This is a genomic window from Bradyrhizobium yuanmingense, from assembly GCF_900094575.1.
Lineage (GTDB): Bacteria > Pseudomonadota > Alphaproteobacteria > Rhizobiales > Xanthobacteraceae > Bradyrhizobium > Bradyrhizobium yuanmingense.
The window spans coordinates 79999-93843 of the sequence record NZ_FMAE01000004.1 but is presented as its reverse complement, the minus strand read 5'-3'; the positions used below and the strand labels follow the sequence as shown (position 1 = coordinate 93843).

Below are 13845 nucleotides of genomic sequence, written 5' to 3'. Positions count from 1 at the left end.
TATACTCCGTTTCGTTGTGTTGAAATTTGCCTAACGCGGCATGATGATCACGTCGCTTGCGACGGGATCCGCGTAGAGGTGTTCGACGGCGGCGGACCGACGGATCAATCCGGCGCGTTGATTGACGTAACCCTTGTCGGTGATTTCGTTGTGATCGATCGAGGGTGGATCGCTAAGTAGAAGCACTCGCCCGATACGCCGGCTCCCAGCGTTGCCGCACGCTTGGTTGTGAGAATGGATGCCCCATCGGATGGCGTCGCGGATCTCGCGACTTCCGACGATCTTTTCGATGGTCGCGGTGCGGTCCCCGAGATAGGAGCGGCAGGCCTCCAGATGAGGCCAGGCCAGCAAACCCACCTCGTCGCGATCCTGGCCGGCAACCAATGCGTCCGAGATCAGCGGACTCGCAGCGGCAATTACATCGACACGCAGTGCGCTGACCAGGACGAACGTCCCGGACAAGAGTTTGAAGTTCTCGACTAGGCGCCCCGCGAAAACCAAGCCTTTAGCCGGCCGACCGTAAGTCGCGAATTCGACGAGATCGCCGATCTTGTAAAATCCTTCTTCGTCGAACGCCGCTTCAGTCAGATCCGGTTGGTCCTGATAGCCCGGCGTGACGGCGACGCTCTTGATCCTGACTTCGTACTTACCATCTGTGACCGGAAGCAATTTGAGTTCGACACCCGGACAGGGCAGCCCGATCAGACCCACCCGCTCGGCATTCCAATAGGACATGGTTGCTGCCGGCGCCGTCTCGGTCGCCCCGTACGTCGTCGTGAACACGATGCGCTGTCCCGTGGTCTTGACGGCGAGCGCCTGAACACGGGCATAGACGTCGTCGGGCAAGCGCGCACCGCCGTATGTCATCACTTTCAAATTCTTGAAGAAGGAACGGCATAGCTCGTCGTCGCCTTCGAGTGCCGCTGCAAGAGACGCGAAGCCCGCCGGCGCGTTCGTGTAGGAGATCGGTGAAATATCTCGCAGATTCCGGATCGTCTTCGAGAATTGTTCCCCCACGGGCTTGCCGTCGTCGATGTAGAGCGACAAACCCAGAGAGAGGACGACGTTAAATACGCCGTTTCCACCCATGACGTGGTTCCAGGGCAACCAGTCCAGGTATTTGCTGACGCCCGGCTCCGCATTGAGCGATCGGCACTGATTGATCATCGCCACGTTGGCGCACATCATGCGCTGTGTGGTGATCACCGCCTTCGGCACGCCGGTAGAACCGGAAGTGAAGAGGTATTTCGCCGGAGCCGCCGGATCGATGCGGTCAATCGAGTCCTTAACGTTGCCGGTCGGCTTGGTCTTCGTCAGCTCATCGTAGGCGAGATGCCGAGGCCGGGTGCTTCCCGCGACCGATATGACGGTGACGTCCGACAAATCCAGGGCCAAAAAGGCGCTCACGAACGGTCGCGTGTCCTGGACGAAGATAATCTTCGGCCGGATGAGGCGAAAGATATGCTTCAGCTTCGAATGGTCGCCGCTTTGAAGTGAGTACGCAGGCGAAATTGGCGCAACCGGCAGACGCGCCTGCATGCCGGCCATCATCACGATAGCATGTTCGATGGAATTTCCGCTCAAGATCGCGATGGGACCCCGAGCATCCGGGGGCAAATCGAGGAGAGCCTGGGTGACCGAGTCCACGCGCCGCTTCCCGTTGGCGTAGGTGAGCTCCTGCCAGCCGCTACCCGCTCGCTGCCCCAGCCAGACTTGGTCCGGGCGCTCTTGCGCCCAGCGGGTCAGAAACGCCGGCACATGCCGCTCGAAGGGCGCGAGCGGGATTCGTGACTTCATCCGGATCGTTCCATCCGGACGATGCTCCATCGCAACGTCGCGCTCGAGCCAATCGACTTGACGAAATGGGGCCGGACCACGCGACAGCACGTCAGCGTCGGCACCCGGTCGGATTGCTCCCACGTCGTCTTCTCCCTGTTGGCGATTGGACCACTCCCGGATAGGCGCAGTCAAAAGTGATTGGCTTCGACCGCGAACATCCTTATCTTCCGGAAAGCGATCTGGATGATTCTCATCATCCAGAAATCAGGATGACGCCTATCATCCAGATCGTCAAGTCTTAGTTTTTGGAGATTTCGGAACGTGGGTCATTCTCAAGCCGACAAAGCGCAGAGCCGGCAGCGGATTCTGGACGCGGCAGCGCTTCAACTCCGGGAGCTCGGTCTATCCGGCGTGAGCATCGGGGACCTGATGAAGTCCGCGAAGCTCACGCATGGGGGGTTCTACGGGCATTTCTCGTCACGCGACGATTTGGTCGCCGAGGCGTTGGAAAAGGCGCTTCGCGATGGCGAAGAGTCATCGCTACGGAGCGGGAGCACGAAAGGTCCGCGCACACTTAAATCCTTCTTGAACAGCTATCTTAGCAAGACCCATCGCGACAATCCGAGTACAGGATGCGCAATTTCGGCTTTGGCTGGCGACGTTGCGCGCGCCGGTACCCGCGCTCGGTCGATCATGTCGGATAGACTGGGGAAGTACTTCGACAACATCAAAGACATCGCAGAAGAGGAGGAGGGGGATGACTTCGCCATGGCCGTCATGAGCATGGTCGTTGGAGCTGTGACCCTCTCCCGTGTCATGAAGGACCAAGAGACCTCCGACAAGCTTCTGCTGGCGGCTCGCAAGGCCATCCTCGAATATCATGAGCTGCGCAAGAAGACCTAGGTCTACCTAGCCACTGATCCGCCAGGAGTTATGCCCTTCCACTTTGCAAGTCACTCAAATGCTGCCTTCACCTCGGTGCACAAGAGACGTTTACACAGGACAAAGCGCAAGTAGTCGCGAGCATGTTCTAATCAAGCAGAATCACGCGTTGAGGCTCCCTTGAACGCATGAAGCTCACTGAGCAGCAGCACCAGAAGGTCTAAAACTTCATCCGCGACCACCGTGGCTGCACCACGTCTGACATCCAGCGCAAGACGAGGATACAGTGCCCGAGCGGACGCATGGTTAAGATGAGATAGCCGGCGCTCCTCTCGTCAGCGTCGGTCAGTAGAGGTGCGACGGGGAGCCGCTCCTTCGAGATGTACGCCATCGAGGGCGATCGACCTGTCCACAAGATGGCGTACCGTTATGACGTGGCACGGGACGTCGCAGTGAAGATGATCCTCATCTAGAGGAATACCTCACTGCTTCCAGTTCACCCATAGCTGCCGCACTCTTTCCGAAAAATCGATGAACCCACTCAATCATTTCGAACTAGGTTTCGTCGTTGATTTGCAAACACACATTTTCGAATCTGACGGACAAATTCCGACGGTATACCCGACGCAGTTTTTGGTCTTGAATTCACAGAAAATTGCTCCTCACCACGCATTGGCAATTCCGCCCTTACCTCTACACGGCGAGGCCTGCGCCTGATTAGCGACAGATCGAGATCATCGCTGGTCAAACTTGGTCAATCGCCACCGCACGAGTTCGTCGGCTCCGGGGCCGGCCTGCGGCCTGACGTCTCGCAGCCGCACCACCTCCCCTGACTTGTCGTCGATTAAAGCGACCTTCACCGGACGTCCGCTGTTCTTGTTGATGAACCTGAGCGGCGGCCCCGCTTCGCCTGCAATGGCCCACTTGTCCCCGACTTGGGCAAGCGCCTGAATTACTAAGACGATGTCCCACCCTTTCCGCGTGAGGATGTATTCGTAGCGATCGGGGCCCGTCTGGTATTGCCGCCGCTCGATCAAATGGTTCTCTTCCAAATGGCCGAGCCGGTCCGAGAGCGTCGCATGCGTGACCCCGGTCGATTTCCTCAATTCCTCATATTTGCTTAGCCCCAGCGAGAGATCGCGCAGAATCAACATAGCCCAGCGGTCGCCCACGGCGTCGAGCACGCCGGCAATCGAGCACGTCATCCCCTCAAAGCTCTTCGACCGCATCGGATCCACCCTGGCAAATTACTCTAATGATTAGAGTATCTCGATCATCTACGCAAATGTTTGCAAAGGGCTTGTTATTCTGACACTCTTATAATTAGAGTTACAAAGGCTCAGGGAGGGAGATGGCTGTGACGGACTTGCGCGATCTGGTTCTTGAGGCTCACGGCGCCGCGCAATGGCAACGGTTCCGAAAGATCGAGGGGGACATGTCGATCGTCGGCGCCCTGTGGGCGCGAAAGGGCTGGCCGGACGCGCTAAAGAACGTTCGCGTCACCGCCGATATCGCCGAGCAGCAGCTCAGCTACGAGCCATTCACGGCTGACGGCCTGCGAAGCTTCTATCGTCCCGACTTGGTCGCGATCGATACCTTCGACGGCAAGCGCCTCAAGCAGCGTACCAATCCGCGCGATGCATTTGCGAGCCATACGCCGGCTACCCCGTGGGACGATCTCCACCTCGCCTATTTCAGTGGCTACGCGATGTGGAACTACCTCAACACGCCCTTCATGTTCGCGCTGCCAGGCTTCGCGGCGGAAGAGATCGAACCGTGGGTTGAAGGTCACGAGAGCTGGCGCCGGCTCAAGATCACATTCCCAGAGTCGATCGCCACCCACTCACCCGAACAGGTGTTCCACGTCGACGGCAACGGCCTGATAGCACGGCTCGATTATTCCGCGAACGTCGTCGGTGGCATTCCGACCGCGCACTACACTTCCGATTATCGCGACTTTGCTGGGATCAAAATTCCCACCAAACGCCGCGCCTATCGTCGAAACACCGATGGGACTCCGATCCAGGACGGAGTTGGCGTGGCCATCGACATCAGCAACGTTAAGTTCTCGTGAGGAGATGTCATGTCTACGCGTGAAGAGCGTCACACGGTGACCTTCGAAATCAACGGCGCCCGCAAGACCGTAGCCGCGGAGGCGCGACGACTGCTCGTCCATTTGATCCGGGAGGACCTTGGCCTCACCGGCACGCATGTTGGCTGTGATACCTCACAATGCGGCGCCTGTACCGTGGAGATCGATGGGCTTGCGGTAAAGTCCTGCACCGTGCTGGCCGTCTCGGCAGAAGGTGCGTCGATCACGACGATCGAAGGCCTGACCCCAGGCACCGATCTCGACCCGATTCAGGCCGCGTTTCACGAGCATCATGCGCTGCAATGCGGTTTCTGCACGCCGGGCATGGTGATGAGCGTGCGTCAACTCTTAAAGGATCAGCCCGCTCCGAGCGAGCACGACATTCGCCGCGGTCTTGCCGGCAACATCTGCCGCTGCACTGGATATCATAACATCGTTCGCGCCGTTGAAAGCCTGGCATCGAAAGGCGAACAGTCATGAGCCAGGCGCCCGCGATCCGCCAAATCGGTCAACCGCTCAGGCGACGAGAGGATTTCAAGCTCCTCGCCGGCAAGGGGCGCTACGTCGACGATATCAAATTGCCCGGCATGCTGCATATGGCGGTCCTGCGATCGCCGCATGCCCATGCCAGGATTGGACGCGTCGATCTGTCGGCCGCCAGGAGCGCGCCCGGTGTCCGTCTCGCCCTGTCCGGCCAGGCGCTCGACGGCAAGATCGGCCCCATCAGACCAAACTGGATCATTCCCGGCAGCAAGGTGCCATCTCGCCCAGTGATCGCAATCGATCGCGTTCGCTTTGTCGGCGAGTGCGTGGCTCTGGTGGTGGCTGAAACGCTGGCTGAGGCCTATGACGCCGTCGGCCTGATTGATGTCGATTACGAGGTACTGCCCGCCGTGACGGACGAAGAAGTCGCCGTCCGCGATGGCGCGCCGCAGCTCCACGACAACGTACCCGGCAACATCACGACGATCTACAAGGTGCGCGGGGGCGATTACCAGAAGGTCAGTCGCGAGGCCGATCACGTCATCGGACTGCGCGTCGTCAACAACCGCTTGATCCCGACCTGCATGGAAACGCGCGCGATTGTTGCCGCGCCGGAGCTGGATGGCACGCTGACAGTCTATATCGGCAGTCAAGTTCCGCATATGCACCGGCGCTGGATCGCCGAAACCGTCGGGATTCCCGAGCATCAATTGCGGGTGGTCGCGCCTGACATCGGCGGCGGCTTCGGCGCCAAGATGCACCTGTATTCCGAGGACCTGCTCTGTCCCTATCTCGCACGCGAGCTTGGCGCGCCGGTCAAGTGGTGGGAGAGCCGATCCGAAAGCCACCAGTCGACCAGCCATGGTCGCGCCCACACCGAACGCATTGAGGTGGCGTTCACGAACGAAGGCAAGATCCTTGGCCTGAAGGTCGAGACGCTGGGCAATGTCGGCGCCTATCTCTCGAACATGGCGAGCGGCGGTCCAACCGTGAACACGGTCAACTTCGGCACCGGCACCTACAAGATCGACAACTATGAGGCGATCTCCCGGGTCGTCGTCACCAACACCGTTCCGGTCGATGCCTATCGCGGTTATGGCCGCCCCGAAGGCGCATACATCGCCGAGCGCGCGATCGATGCGGTGGCCCGCCATCTCAAGCTCGATCAGGTCGAAGTGCGGCGGAAGAATTTTGTTCAACCGGCGGAATTTCCCTACCGGCCGTACGGCAGCATGGGCGTGATGTACGACAGCGGCAACTACCAAGGTCTGCTCGACAAGGCGCTCGCCGCTTTCGACTATGACCGACGCCGCAGCGAATGCGAGGCCCTGCGCGGCAGCGGCATCTATCGCGGCATTGGCGTGGCCGCCTATACGCATATGTGCGGAATGGCGCCATCACGCCGGCTCGCCGTGAGCGGGTTTGACCGTGGCGGCTGGGAAAGCGCGCGGGTCAGCATCGACTCCAGCGGGCGAGCCACGATCTATTCGGGCTCGATGAGCCAGGGACAAGGCCACATCACCTCCCTATCGCAGATCGCGGCGGACGTGCTGCAAATTCCGATTGAGAACATCGAGGTGGTGCAAGGTGACACCCGTCAGGTGCAGGCGGGCCACGGCACGTTCAATTCGCGCTCGATGGCAGTCGGCGGATCCAGCGTGCATGTGTCCTCGCAACGCATCGTCGCCAAGGCCAAGAAGATCGCTGCGAGCATGCTGGAAGTCGACGAGAAGGATGTGTCCTATTCGGCGGGCGCGTTCAGTGTGCCCGGCACGGATATCCCGCCGGTGACGTTCTCGAAGGTCGCCCGCATGGCGTATGTCGGTCACAAGCTTCCGGATCGGCTGGAGCCCGGCCTCGATGAGACGGTGTTCTACGACCCGACCGGCATGGGCTCGCCTTCGGGCGTCCATCTCGCCTATGTTGAGGTCGATCCGGAGACCGGGATCGTCGACATTCTCGACTATGTCGCTGTCGATGACGTGGGGACCCTAATCAACCCGCGTCTCGCAGCCGGCCAAATCCATGGCGGCGTCGTGCAGGGCATCGCCCAGGCGCTCTATGAAGAGGTCAGCTACGATGCCGACAATGGGCAGCTTCTGACCGGCTCGCTGCTCGACTACGCAGTTCCGCGCGCCGAGCACGTCCCGAACATCCGCTCGCTGTTTCAGGAAACGCCGTCTCCGACGAATCCGATCGGCGTCAAGGGCATCGGCGAGAGCGGCTCGATCGCCGCCCCGCCCTGCATGGTCCACGCCGTGCTCGATGCCGTGTCACCCTTCGGTATCACTCATCTCGACATGCCGCTGACGCCGCCTCGAATCTGGGCGGCGGTACAAGAAGCACGCAAGGGAGCAGGCCAATGATCCCCGCAGCCTTCGATTACGTCCGTGCGTCTTCGCTGACCCAGGCGATCGATCTGCTGCGCAACGATCCAGACGGGACGAAGCTTCTGGCCGGCGGCCATACGCTGCTGCCATCGCTGAAGCTGCGGCTGGCCTCGCCCGCGCTTCTCGTCGACATCGGGGACCTCGCCGAGCTCAAGGGAATCGAAATCAGCGAAACCGGGATCAGGATCGGCGCACTGACGACCCATGCCGAGCTCTTTGCTTCGCTGCCGCTGAACGAGCAGTTGCCCCTGTTTCGCCAGGCGGCTGGCCTCATCGCCGATCCTCAGGTGCGCAACCGCGGCACGATTGGCGGCTCGCTGGCCAACGCCGATCCCGCGGCCGACTGGCCGGCCGTCATGCTGGCGCTGCAGGCAGAGATCGAAATCGCAGGTACGAGCGGCTTCCGAACGATATTAGCTCGGGATTTCTTCGTAGATATCTTTTCGACGGTACTGGAAGCGGACGAAATTCTCGCCAGGATTAATATCCCGCGGCCTACGGCGGGCACGCGCTTCGTCTACCGCAAGATCCGGCATCCAGCGAGCGGCTTTGCGGTCGTGGGGATCGCGATCGCCCTGCGCTTATCGCAAAACCTGGTAAGCGAGGCCACCATCGGTGTCACCGGCGCGGCGAATCACGCATTCGTCGGCGAAGACGCCGCCGACTTCTTGATCGGAAAGACGCTTTCGCGGGAGAACATAGACCAGGCGGCAAGGCTGCTCAGTGAAGCCACGGAGTGCCTCTCGGACCGGTACGCTTCGGCGGACTATCGCGCGAACCTGATCCAGGTGGAGCTTAAGCGAGCGCTACTTGCGCTTACTCCGTGAAGCGGGAGCCTTCGTCCCGGCCGTCACGCCGTCCGCAGCAGCGCCGCCAAATCGCTTGCGATTGAAAGCCACTGCACCTGAGCCCGCAACGATCTCGACATCCTCGAGGCGCAATGGCTTGCCGCTGCTGGCCCGTAGTTCCGGAACATCGATCGGGCGCGCCGCGCCGCGCTCGCGGAATACGACCTGGGGCCCGGCCGGCTCCGCCAGCCACGCGTCCCCCCATTTCTTCAGTGCCAGATAGGCCGGGAAGAAATCACGCCCTTTCTCGGTCAGGACGTACTCGAATCGTCCGGCATGTTCAGGAAGCCGCACGCGGGTCATGATACCGGCATCGACCAATTTCTTCAGTCGGGAGCTTAAGATGTTGGGTGCAACGCCTACGTAGTATTCGAATTCGTCGAAGCGCTTCACTCCGTAATATGCTTCGCGCAGGATAAGGATCGACCAGCGATCGCCCACGATCTCCATGGCCCGGGCCATGGAGCATTCCTTGTTTGCCAGACGACTTTGCCTCACACCGGACATAACCACCCATCTGCTCCGAGACCTACCTCTATCATATTGAGGCTGAATTCGTGCATGTCCAGCGTTACCATCGGAGTTTAGCCCGGCCCGAGTTCAAAACCGCCCCACTCAGGGATCCGGCGGCCTCGAGCCATTGTCCTTGGAACGCGCGATAGTCTCCTGCGGAATACCCCGGTCGCCACGGCCTTCGAGACTGCCTGCAGAAGCTACGAACGGGGCTCCGCCGGTTTGGTGAGACTTCCAATACTGGGCCGTCGATTCCTCACTGCGGCTTGACCGAAAGCGACCCTAGGACCGCCAAATACTTCTCCCGTTCACTTTTGAAGAAACTCATTGCGCGAGAAACGTCCATCGGCGCGACACTTCGCGACGCGTTTGCCTTGATCCTCTCGAGGTTCTGGTCACTCGCACTCCAGACGTTCATTGCCTCATTCAGGCGCGCGACGACCTCGTCGGGGGTATCCGGCGGCGCGAATAACGCCGCCCAGAGACTGTACTCGAACTTACCGATTCTTGCACTCTCGCCGAGAGTCGGGACGGTCGGCAACATCGGATTACGCTCCGCACTGGCGATGGCGATCGGGTTGACCTCTCCGGCCAGAATGAGACTGAGCGTTCCGCCGCCGATCGGCACAAAAGCGAGGTCGATGTGTCCCCCCAACATGTCCGCGATCACCGGCGCAGCGCCCTTGTACGGCACCTCCAGGAATTTCGTCCCGGTTCGGATCTGGAAATCGGCTCCGACGACCTGCGCCGAAGATCCGGCACCCCAATGGGCAAGCGTCAATTCCTTGTTGCCCGGTTTCAGCGCGTAGTCGATCAGCTCATCGATGGTTTTGAACGCGTGCGCTCTGCTCGACAACAGGACGAAATCAGAATCGCCGACGATCCCGATCAGCTTGAACTTCTCGGGTTCGTACCTCGCCGATGGCATCGTGACCGGTGCCGTGATGAAGTCCAAGCCTGTGGTGCCGAGCAACGTATAACCATCCGGCGGGGCCTTCAGCACGGCGGCAGCGGCAATCGAACCGCTCGCTCCCGGGATATTTTCCGTGACGATCGGTTTGCCGAGATGCCGCTCCAGTACCACGTTCGCAGCCCGTATTGACGCATCGGCGGGACCTCCAGCGGGAAACGCCACCTTGATGGTGAGGGCTTTCGCAGGATAGTTCTGTGCGATTGACGGGTCTGTTGTCCAAAGCAAAAGTAGTGCGTGCCCCAACATACAACTGGCGTTCAGCAATCCAGCCCTCATGTGCCCCTTCATTCTGAACCTCTCGAAGTTAAACGAAATCGGGCCGGTCTCCCGCTATGAAACCGCGATAAAGACCGCAATGAGCGCAATCAGGGTCACACCCCAGCCGACCACGATCGTCCACCATTGCGACGCGATCTGGTTTTGTCTGGACCACGGGTCTTCACCCATCTGCATCATCGACTCTGGAAACCGCTTTTTTCGCTTCGATTAGGCGACAATGACGAATCGCCACGCCTCAACGAGGTGGAAGGCGTGCTCCCGCCTGGCTCAGCCCGTTTGGCCGAGGCCGAGCTTATGTTGAAAGTCCTGCACGCGGATGCGAGACGAGGACTCCGGCATCGCTTAGGCGCTTCAACTCCACCTCACTGACGCCAAGCTCACCGAATACCGCCTTGTTATGCTCGCCTTGAAAAGCGGGCGCGCCGATCGGCGTCAATTCGTCGGCCGAGAACCGCCAAGGCCGACCGGGCAAGCGATACTCGCCTCCACTGCGATCAGGAACGTGCTGCACAGCGCCCCAATAATCGCTCCATTCCGACGCCGTGAGTTCCTTGATCGACCGGATCTCCCCCATGGCGATCTTGGCCTCGTCAAACTGGGCGTCGAGCGTCGCCATGTCCGGAAACGTCAGAATCCAAGACTGGATGATCTGGTGCAGCACGCCGAAATTCAAGCGGCGTGCTGCCGCAGTGGAGAATCGCGGATCGTCCGAGAGATTCGCCCGACGCATGGCACGCAGCCAAGACGGAAACGTTCTGCTGCCGATGATGCTCGTGGCCACAGTGAAGTGCTCCCCTTGCGGCCCTGTAAAGAACGAGCAATCTGTAGCCCCGAGCACTGCGGGTTCCGCGCCGATATCGTCATCCGAAAGATCGACATGCGCACGTTCGTTGACAGCGAGCAATGTTGCGGCCATTGCAATATCGATATACTGGCCCCGCCCGGTGTTCTGCCGGCTGTTGAGCGCCGCGAGGATTGCGACCACGGCCTGCAGTCCGGCATAGACGTCAGCATGTGAGAGGCTATCCGTCCGCGGCTCAGTGAGCGCGCTGCCGTAGTGACGCACGCTGTTTTCGGTGAATCCAGCCTCGGCCTGCACGGTTGGTGCATAAGCCATCCGGCTCCGCCACGGCCCCCCCTGGCCGTAACCGGTGATGGATGCATAGATCAGGCGCGGGTTTCGCTTGGACAACGTCTCGTAGTCCAGACCAAAAAATCCTAACGTCCCCGCGCGGAAATTCTCCACGATCACGTCTGCTGTGTCGCAGAGCTTCAATGCCAACTCATAGGCGCCAGGGAGATTGAGATTGATGCTGACATTGCGTTTGCCGGCATTCTGCTGCGCATAATAGCCGGACATCCCGTCGGTCGATGGAAATGCAAAGCGCGAGACATCCGGACTTGGCGGTTCGATCTTGATGACCTCGGCGCCTAGGTCTTGCAAGGTCCGGGCACACAGCGGACCAGCAAGCACTCGGGAAAAATCGACCACACGGATTCCGCTCAGCGGGCCACTCATGTCAGCGCCCCGCAAATTTGGCCAGGCCGGGTCCGTTCTTGCGGAACGAGGCCAGACCGGTCTTCAGATCTTCCGACGCCCAAATCGGCGCCTGAACTCTCGCCATCGCCTCGTCGGCAGCCGCGACGCCCTCATTGACGGCGATATGCGCAAGCTGCTTGGTCGCCGCGTGCGCCACAGTCGGCCCTTGCGCAAACTCTTCCGCTATCGACATGGTGGCGGTCTCTAGCGACTCCTCCGGAACCGTGAGGTTGATCAATCCCCATTTTTCCAGGGTGGGAGCATCGTAGCGCCGCGCCAGCATCGACATTTCCTTGGCACGCTGCGCGCCGATCCGCTGCACCTGGCGCTGAATCCCGCCCAGCAGCGGATGTAGCCCGAGCGTTGCTTCGACCGAGCCAATCTTCGCCGAAGACGCCGCGATGATGTAGTCGCACGACAGCGCAAGCTCGAGCCCGCCCCCGAGGCAAACACCGTGAACGCTGGCGATCAACGGAATTGGCAACAGCTCCATGAAGCGCAGGAATTCGATGCCGCTCAAACGCCGATTTTCACTGGCCTGATCCGCGCTGCCCGCTTCCACCCTCTTATCGAAGATATCAAGGTCAGCCCCAGCGGAAAAATGCCGTAAGCCGCTCCGGATGACGATCGCCCGGCTGCCCGCCTGCTGCGCGCCCTCCACCTGCTCGACGAGCGCGTTGATCAGCTTCGGGCCAAGCAAGTTGTACGGCCGATAGACCATCGTCAAAACAGAGATATTGCCGCGCTGTTCGCGCGTTACCAACGCATCCTCGGACAAACTTGCCTCCTGTGCCGACGGCTCTGCGGCCGCATCATTTAACTTGCGACATGCAAGCTTATCTAACAACTTGCATTTTGCAAGTTGTTATTCAAGCGACCCGACGTTCAACCCGGTTTTTCAAGACACCGATGTTCTCGACCTCGAGTTCGACGCTGTCCCCATGCTCGAGATACCAGCCGAGCTCCAGGCCGCAGCCATTGCCCACGGTACCTGAGCCGATGAACTCGCCCGGCATCAGCGTCTCGTCTCGTGTAACGTGCGCGATGATTTCCTCGAACGAGAACAGCATGCCTTCGGTCGTGCCCTGTGAACGGACCTCGCCGTTGACGCGGGCCTCCATCTTAAGCTTGTAGGGATCGCCGATTTCGTCGGGCGTCACAATCCAAGGCCCGAGCACGTTGCCACCATCGAAGCTCTTGCCTTTGGCGGGCCCCAACCGCCCCTCCATCTCCAGGCGCTGGGCATCGCGGGCAGAAAAGTCGTTGAAGATCGTGTAGCCGAAAATGTGATCTCGCGCGTTCGCGGCGGAGATGTTCGCGCCTCTATTCTTGGTGATGATTCCAAACTCAAGTTCGTAGTCCATCACTTGACTGTAGCGTGGCCACTTCACCGTCGTATTGGGTCCCTGCACGTTGAACCGATTGGTAATGTAGTAGATCGGTTGTTTGCGATACACCTCCGGCAGCTCGGGCAGCGGCGCCGCCTGCAGGCGAGCAAGCTCGGCCATATCGCCGGCCTGTCGTGCCTTCAGTTTGAGATGCCCAATCGGGCCCTGAACGATATGAACCGGAAACGACATGCCGTCGCGCATCTGACGCGGCTCCGGCAGCGGGGCCAGAATCTCGGAGTCCCCGACTGCGGAACACAAATCCTGATCATCCCGGTAATGTTCAAACAGGCTGGATGCTTCGTCGAGCGCGGCGTCACCGTGATCCACAAGGTCCAGCATCGAGTTGAATGCCGGATTTGGCTTACCGGCCCGCTTCGATGCGGAAGCGAGATCAAACAACAAGCCGCCGCCCGCATGCACCAGCCCGACCTTGGTGTGACCGCCGGATCGATAGGTAGCTAGCTTCAAGATGCTCCTCCCAACAAAATGAACAGCTTCTGGGATGCAGCATAGACGCCAGCTTGCATTTTGCAAGCCATTGTCCAGGACTGAGATCCGAAAGACGTCTGATCACACCGGTGCTGATCGGCCGCGGGATGTCGGAATTCCGCCGGAAGAGAATGAACGCGTCATCGGCGCCATCAAGACCCGGTTTGGCAGGTTCAGCTCTTTCAG

The 13845-nt window shown here is 60.1% G+C and carries 12 protein-coding genes; 5 read left to right on the top strand and 7 right to left on the bottom strand.

The features are described 5' to 3' along the window. Positions 1 to 30 precede the first annotated feature (30 nt). Positions 31 to 1920: an AMP-binding protein gene (locus GA0061099_RS13955; RefSeq protein WP_244620980.1), complete on the bottom strand. Its 1890-nt coding sequence runs from the start codon at positions 1918 to 1920 to the stop codon at positions 31 to 33. A gap of 180 nt (positions 1921 to 2100) precedes the next feature. Here GA0061099_RS13955 and GA0061099_RS13950 point away from each other — a divergent pair, with 180 nt between their 5' ends. Further along, a complete protein-coding gene (locus GA0061099_RS13950) occupies positions 2101 to 2682 on the top strand; it encodes a TetR/AcrR family transcriptional regulator (RefSeq protein ID WP_074447801.1) in 582 nt (193 codons plus the stop codon). 713 nt (positions 2683 to 3395) lie between these two features. Here the strand turns inward: GA0061099_RS13950 and GA0061099_RS13945 are convergent. Next, entirely contained in the window at positions 3396 to 3890 is a 495-nt protein-coding gene (locus tag GA0061099_RS13945) for a winged helix-turn-helix transcriptional regulator (protein WP_074447800.1), read from the bottom strand. A 122-nt stretch (positions 3891 to 4012) separates the two neighbouring features. Here GA0061099_RS13945 and GA0061099_RS13940 point away from each other — a divergent pair, with 122 nt between their 5' ends. The 4 genes from GA0061099_RS13940 to GA0061099_RS13925 are packed head-to-tail and all read left to right on the top strand — an operon-like array spanning position 4013 to position 8453. Then, positions 4013 to 4735 (top strand): hypothetical protein, encoded by a 723-nt coding sequence (locus GA0061099_RS13940; RefSeq protein WP_244620979.1) that lies wholly within the window; start codon positions 4013 to 4015, stop codon positions 4733 to 4735. A 9-nt stretch (positions 4736 to 4744) separates the two neighbouring features. Then, positions 4745 to 5233 carry a (2Fe-2S)-binding protein gene (locus GA0061099_RS13935; protein WP_074447799.1) on the top strand — a complete coding sequence of 163 codons (489 nt, stop codon included), beginning with the start codon at positions 4745 to 4747 and terminating at the stop codon, positions 5231 to 5233. After that, a complete protein-coding gene (locus tag GA0061099_RS13930) occupies positions 5230 to 7602 on the top strand; it encodes a xanthine dehydrogenase family protein molybdopterin-binding subunit (protein WP_074447798.1) in 2373 nt (790 codons plus the stop codon). The genes GA0061099_RS13935 and GA0061099_RS13930 overlap by 4 nt, the downstream gene beginning before the upstream one ends. Further along, positions 7599 to 8453, top strand: a complete 855-nt coding sequence (locus GA0061099_RS13925; RefSeq protein WP_074447797.1) for an FAD binding domain-containing protein — start codon at positions 7599 to 7601, stop codon at positions 8451 to 8453. Before GA0061099_RS13930 ends, GA0061099_RS13925 begins: the two co-directional genes overlap by 4 nt. Here GA0061099_RS13925 and GA0061099_RS13920 read toward each other — a convergent pair. The 5 genes from GA0061099_RS13920 to GA0061099_RS13900 all read right to left on the bottom strand — a co-directional run bounded on the left by GA0061099_RS13920 (position 8433) and on the right by GA0061099_RS13900 (position 13638). Then, positions 8433 to 8936 (bottom strand): winged helix-turn-helix transcriptional regulator, encoded by a 504-nt coding sequence (locus GA0061099_RS13920; protein ID WP_074447796.1) that lies wholly within the window; start codon positions 8934 to 8936, stop codon positions 8433 to 8435. The two genes, GA0061099_RS13925 and GA0061099_RS13920, sit on opposite strands and share 21 nt — an antisense overlap. A 307-nt stretch (positions 8937 to 9243) precedes the next feature. Continuing rightward, positions 9244 to 10248 carry a tripartite tricarboxylate transporter substrate binding protein gene (locus GA0061099_RS13915; RefSeq protein WP_074447795.1) on the bottom strand — a complete coding sequence of 335 codons (1005 nt, stop codon included), beginning with the start codon at positions 10246 to 10248 and terminating at the stop codon, positions 9244 to 9246. A gap of 283 nt (positions 10249 to 10531) precedes the next feature. Then, positions 10532 to 11758: a CaiB/BaiF CoA transferase family protein gene (locus GA0061099_RS13910; protein WP_074447794.1), complete on the bottom strand. Its 1227-nt coding sequence runs from the start codon at positions 11756 to 11758 to the stop codon at positions 10532 to 10534. Between the two features lies 1 nt (position 11759). Then, a complete protein-coding gene (locus GA0061099_RS13905; RefSeq protein ID WP_074447793.1) occupies positions 11760 to 12557 on the bottom strand; it encodes an enoyl-CoA hydratase/isomerase family protein in 798 nt (265 codons plus the stop codon). Between the two features lie 91 nt (positions 12558 to 12648). Beyond that, the gene (locus tag GA0061099_RS13900) at positions 12649 to 13638 is read right to left on the bottom strand and encodes a fumarylacetoacetate hydrolase family protein (protein WP_074447792.1); all 990 of its coding nucleotides are present in this window, start codon (positions 13636 to 13638) and stop codon (positions 12649 to 12651) included. Between the last annotated feature and the right edge of the window lie 207 nt (positions 13639 to 13845).

Coding starts and splice junctions, on each gene's coding strand:
- GA0061099_RS13945 (WP_074447800.1), bottom strand. CDS start 3,890: ATGCGGTCGAAGAGCTTTGAGGGGATGACGTGCTCGATTGCCGGCGTG.
- GA0061099_RS13940 (WP_244620979.1), top strand. CDS start 4,013: ATGGCTGTGACGGACTTGCGCGATCTGGTTCTTGAGGCTCACGGCGCC.
- GA0061099_RS13935 (WP_074447799.1), top strand. CDS start 4,745: ATGTCTACGCGTGAAGAGCGTCACACGGTGACCTTCGAAATCAACGGC.
- GA0061099_RS13930 (WP_074447798.1), top strand. CDS start 5,230: ATGAGCCAGGCGCCCGCGATCCGCCAAATCGGTCAACCGCTCAGGCGA.
- GA0061099_RS13925 (WP_074447797.1), top strand. CDS start 7,599: ATGATCCCCGCAGCCTTCGATTACGTCCGTGCGTCTTCGCTGACCCAG.
- GA0061099_RS13920 (WP_074447796.1), bottom strand. CDS start 8,936: ATGGCCCGGGCCATGGAGATCGTGGGCGATCGCTGGTCGATCCTTATC.
- GA0061099_RS13915 (WP_074447795.1), bottom strand. CDS start 10,248: ATGAAGGGGCACATGAGGGCTGGATTGCTGAACGCCAGTTGTATGTTG.
- GA0061099_RS13910 (WP_074447794.1), bottom strand. CDS start 11,758: ATGAGTGGCCCGCTGAGCGGAATCCGTGTGGTCGATTTTTCCCGAGTG.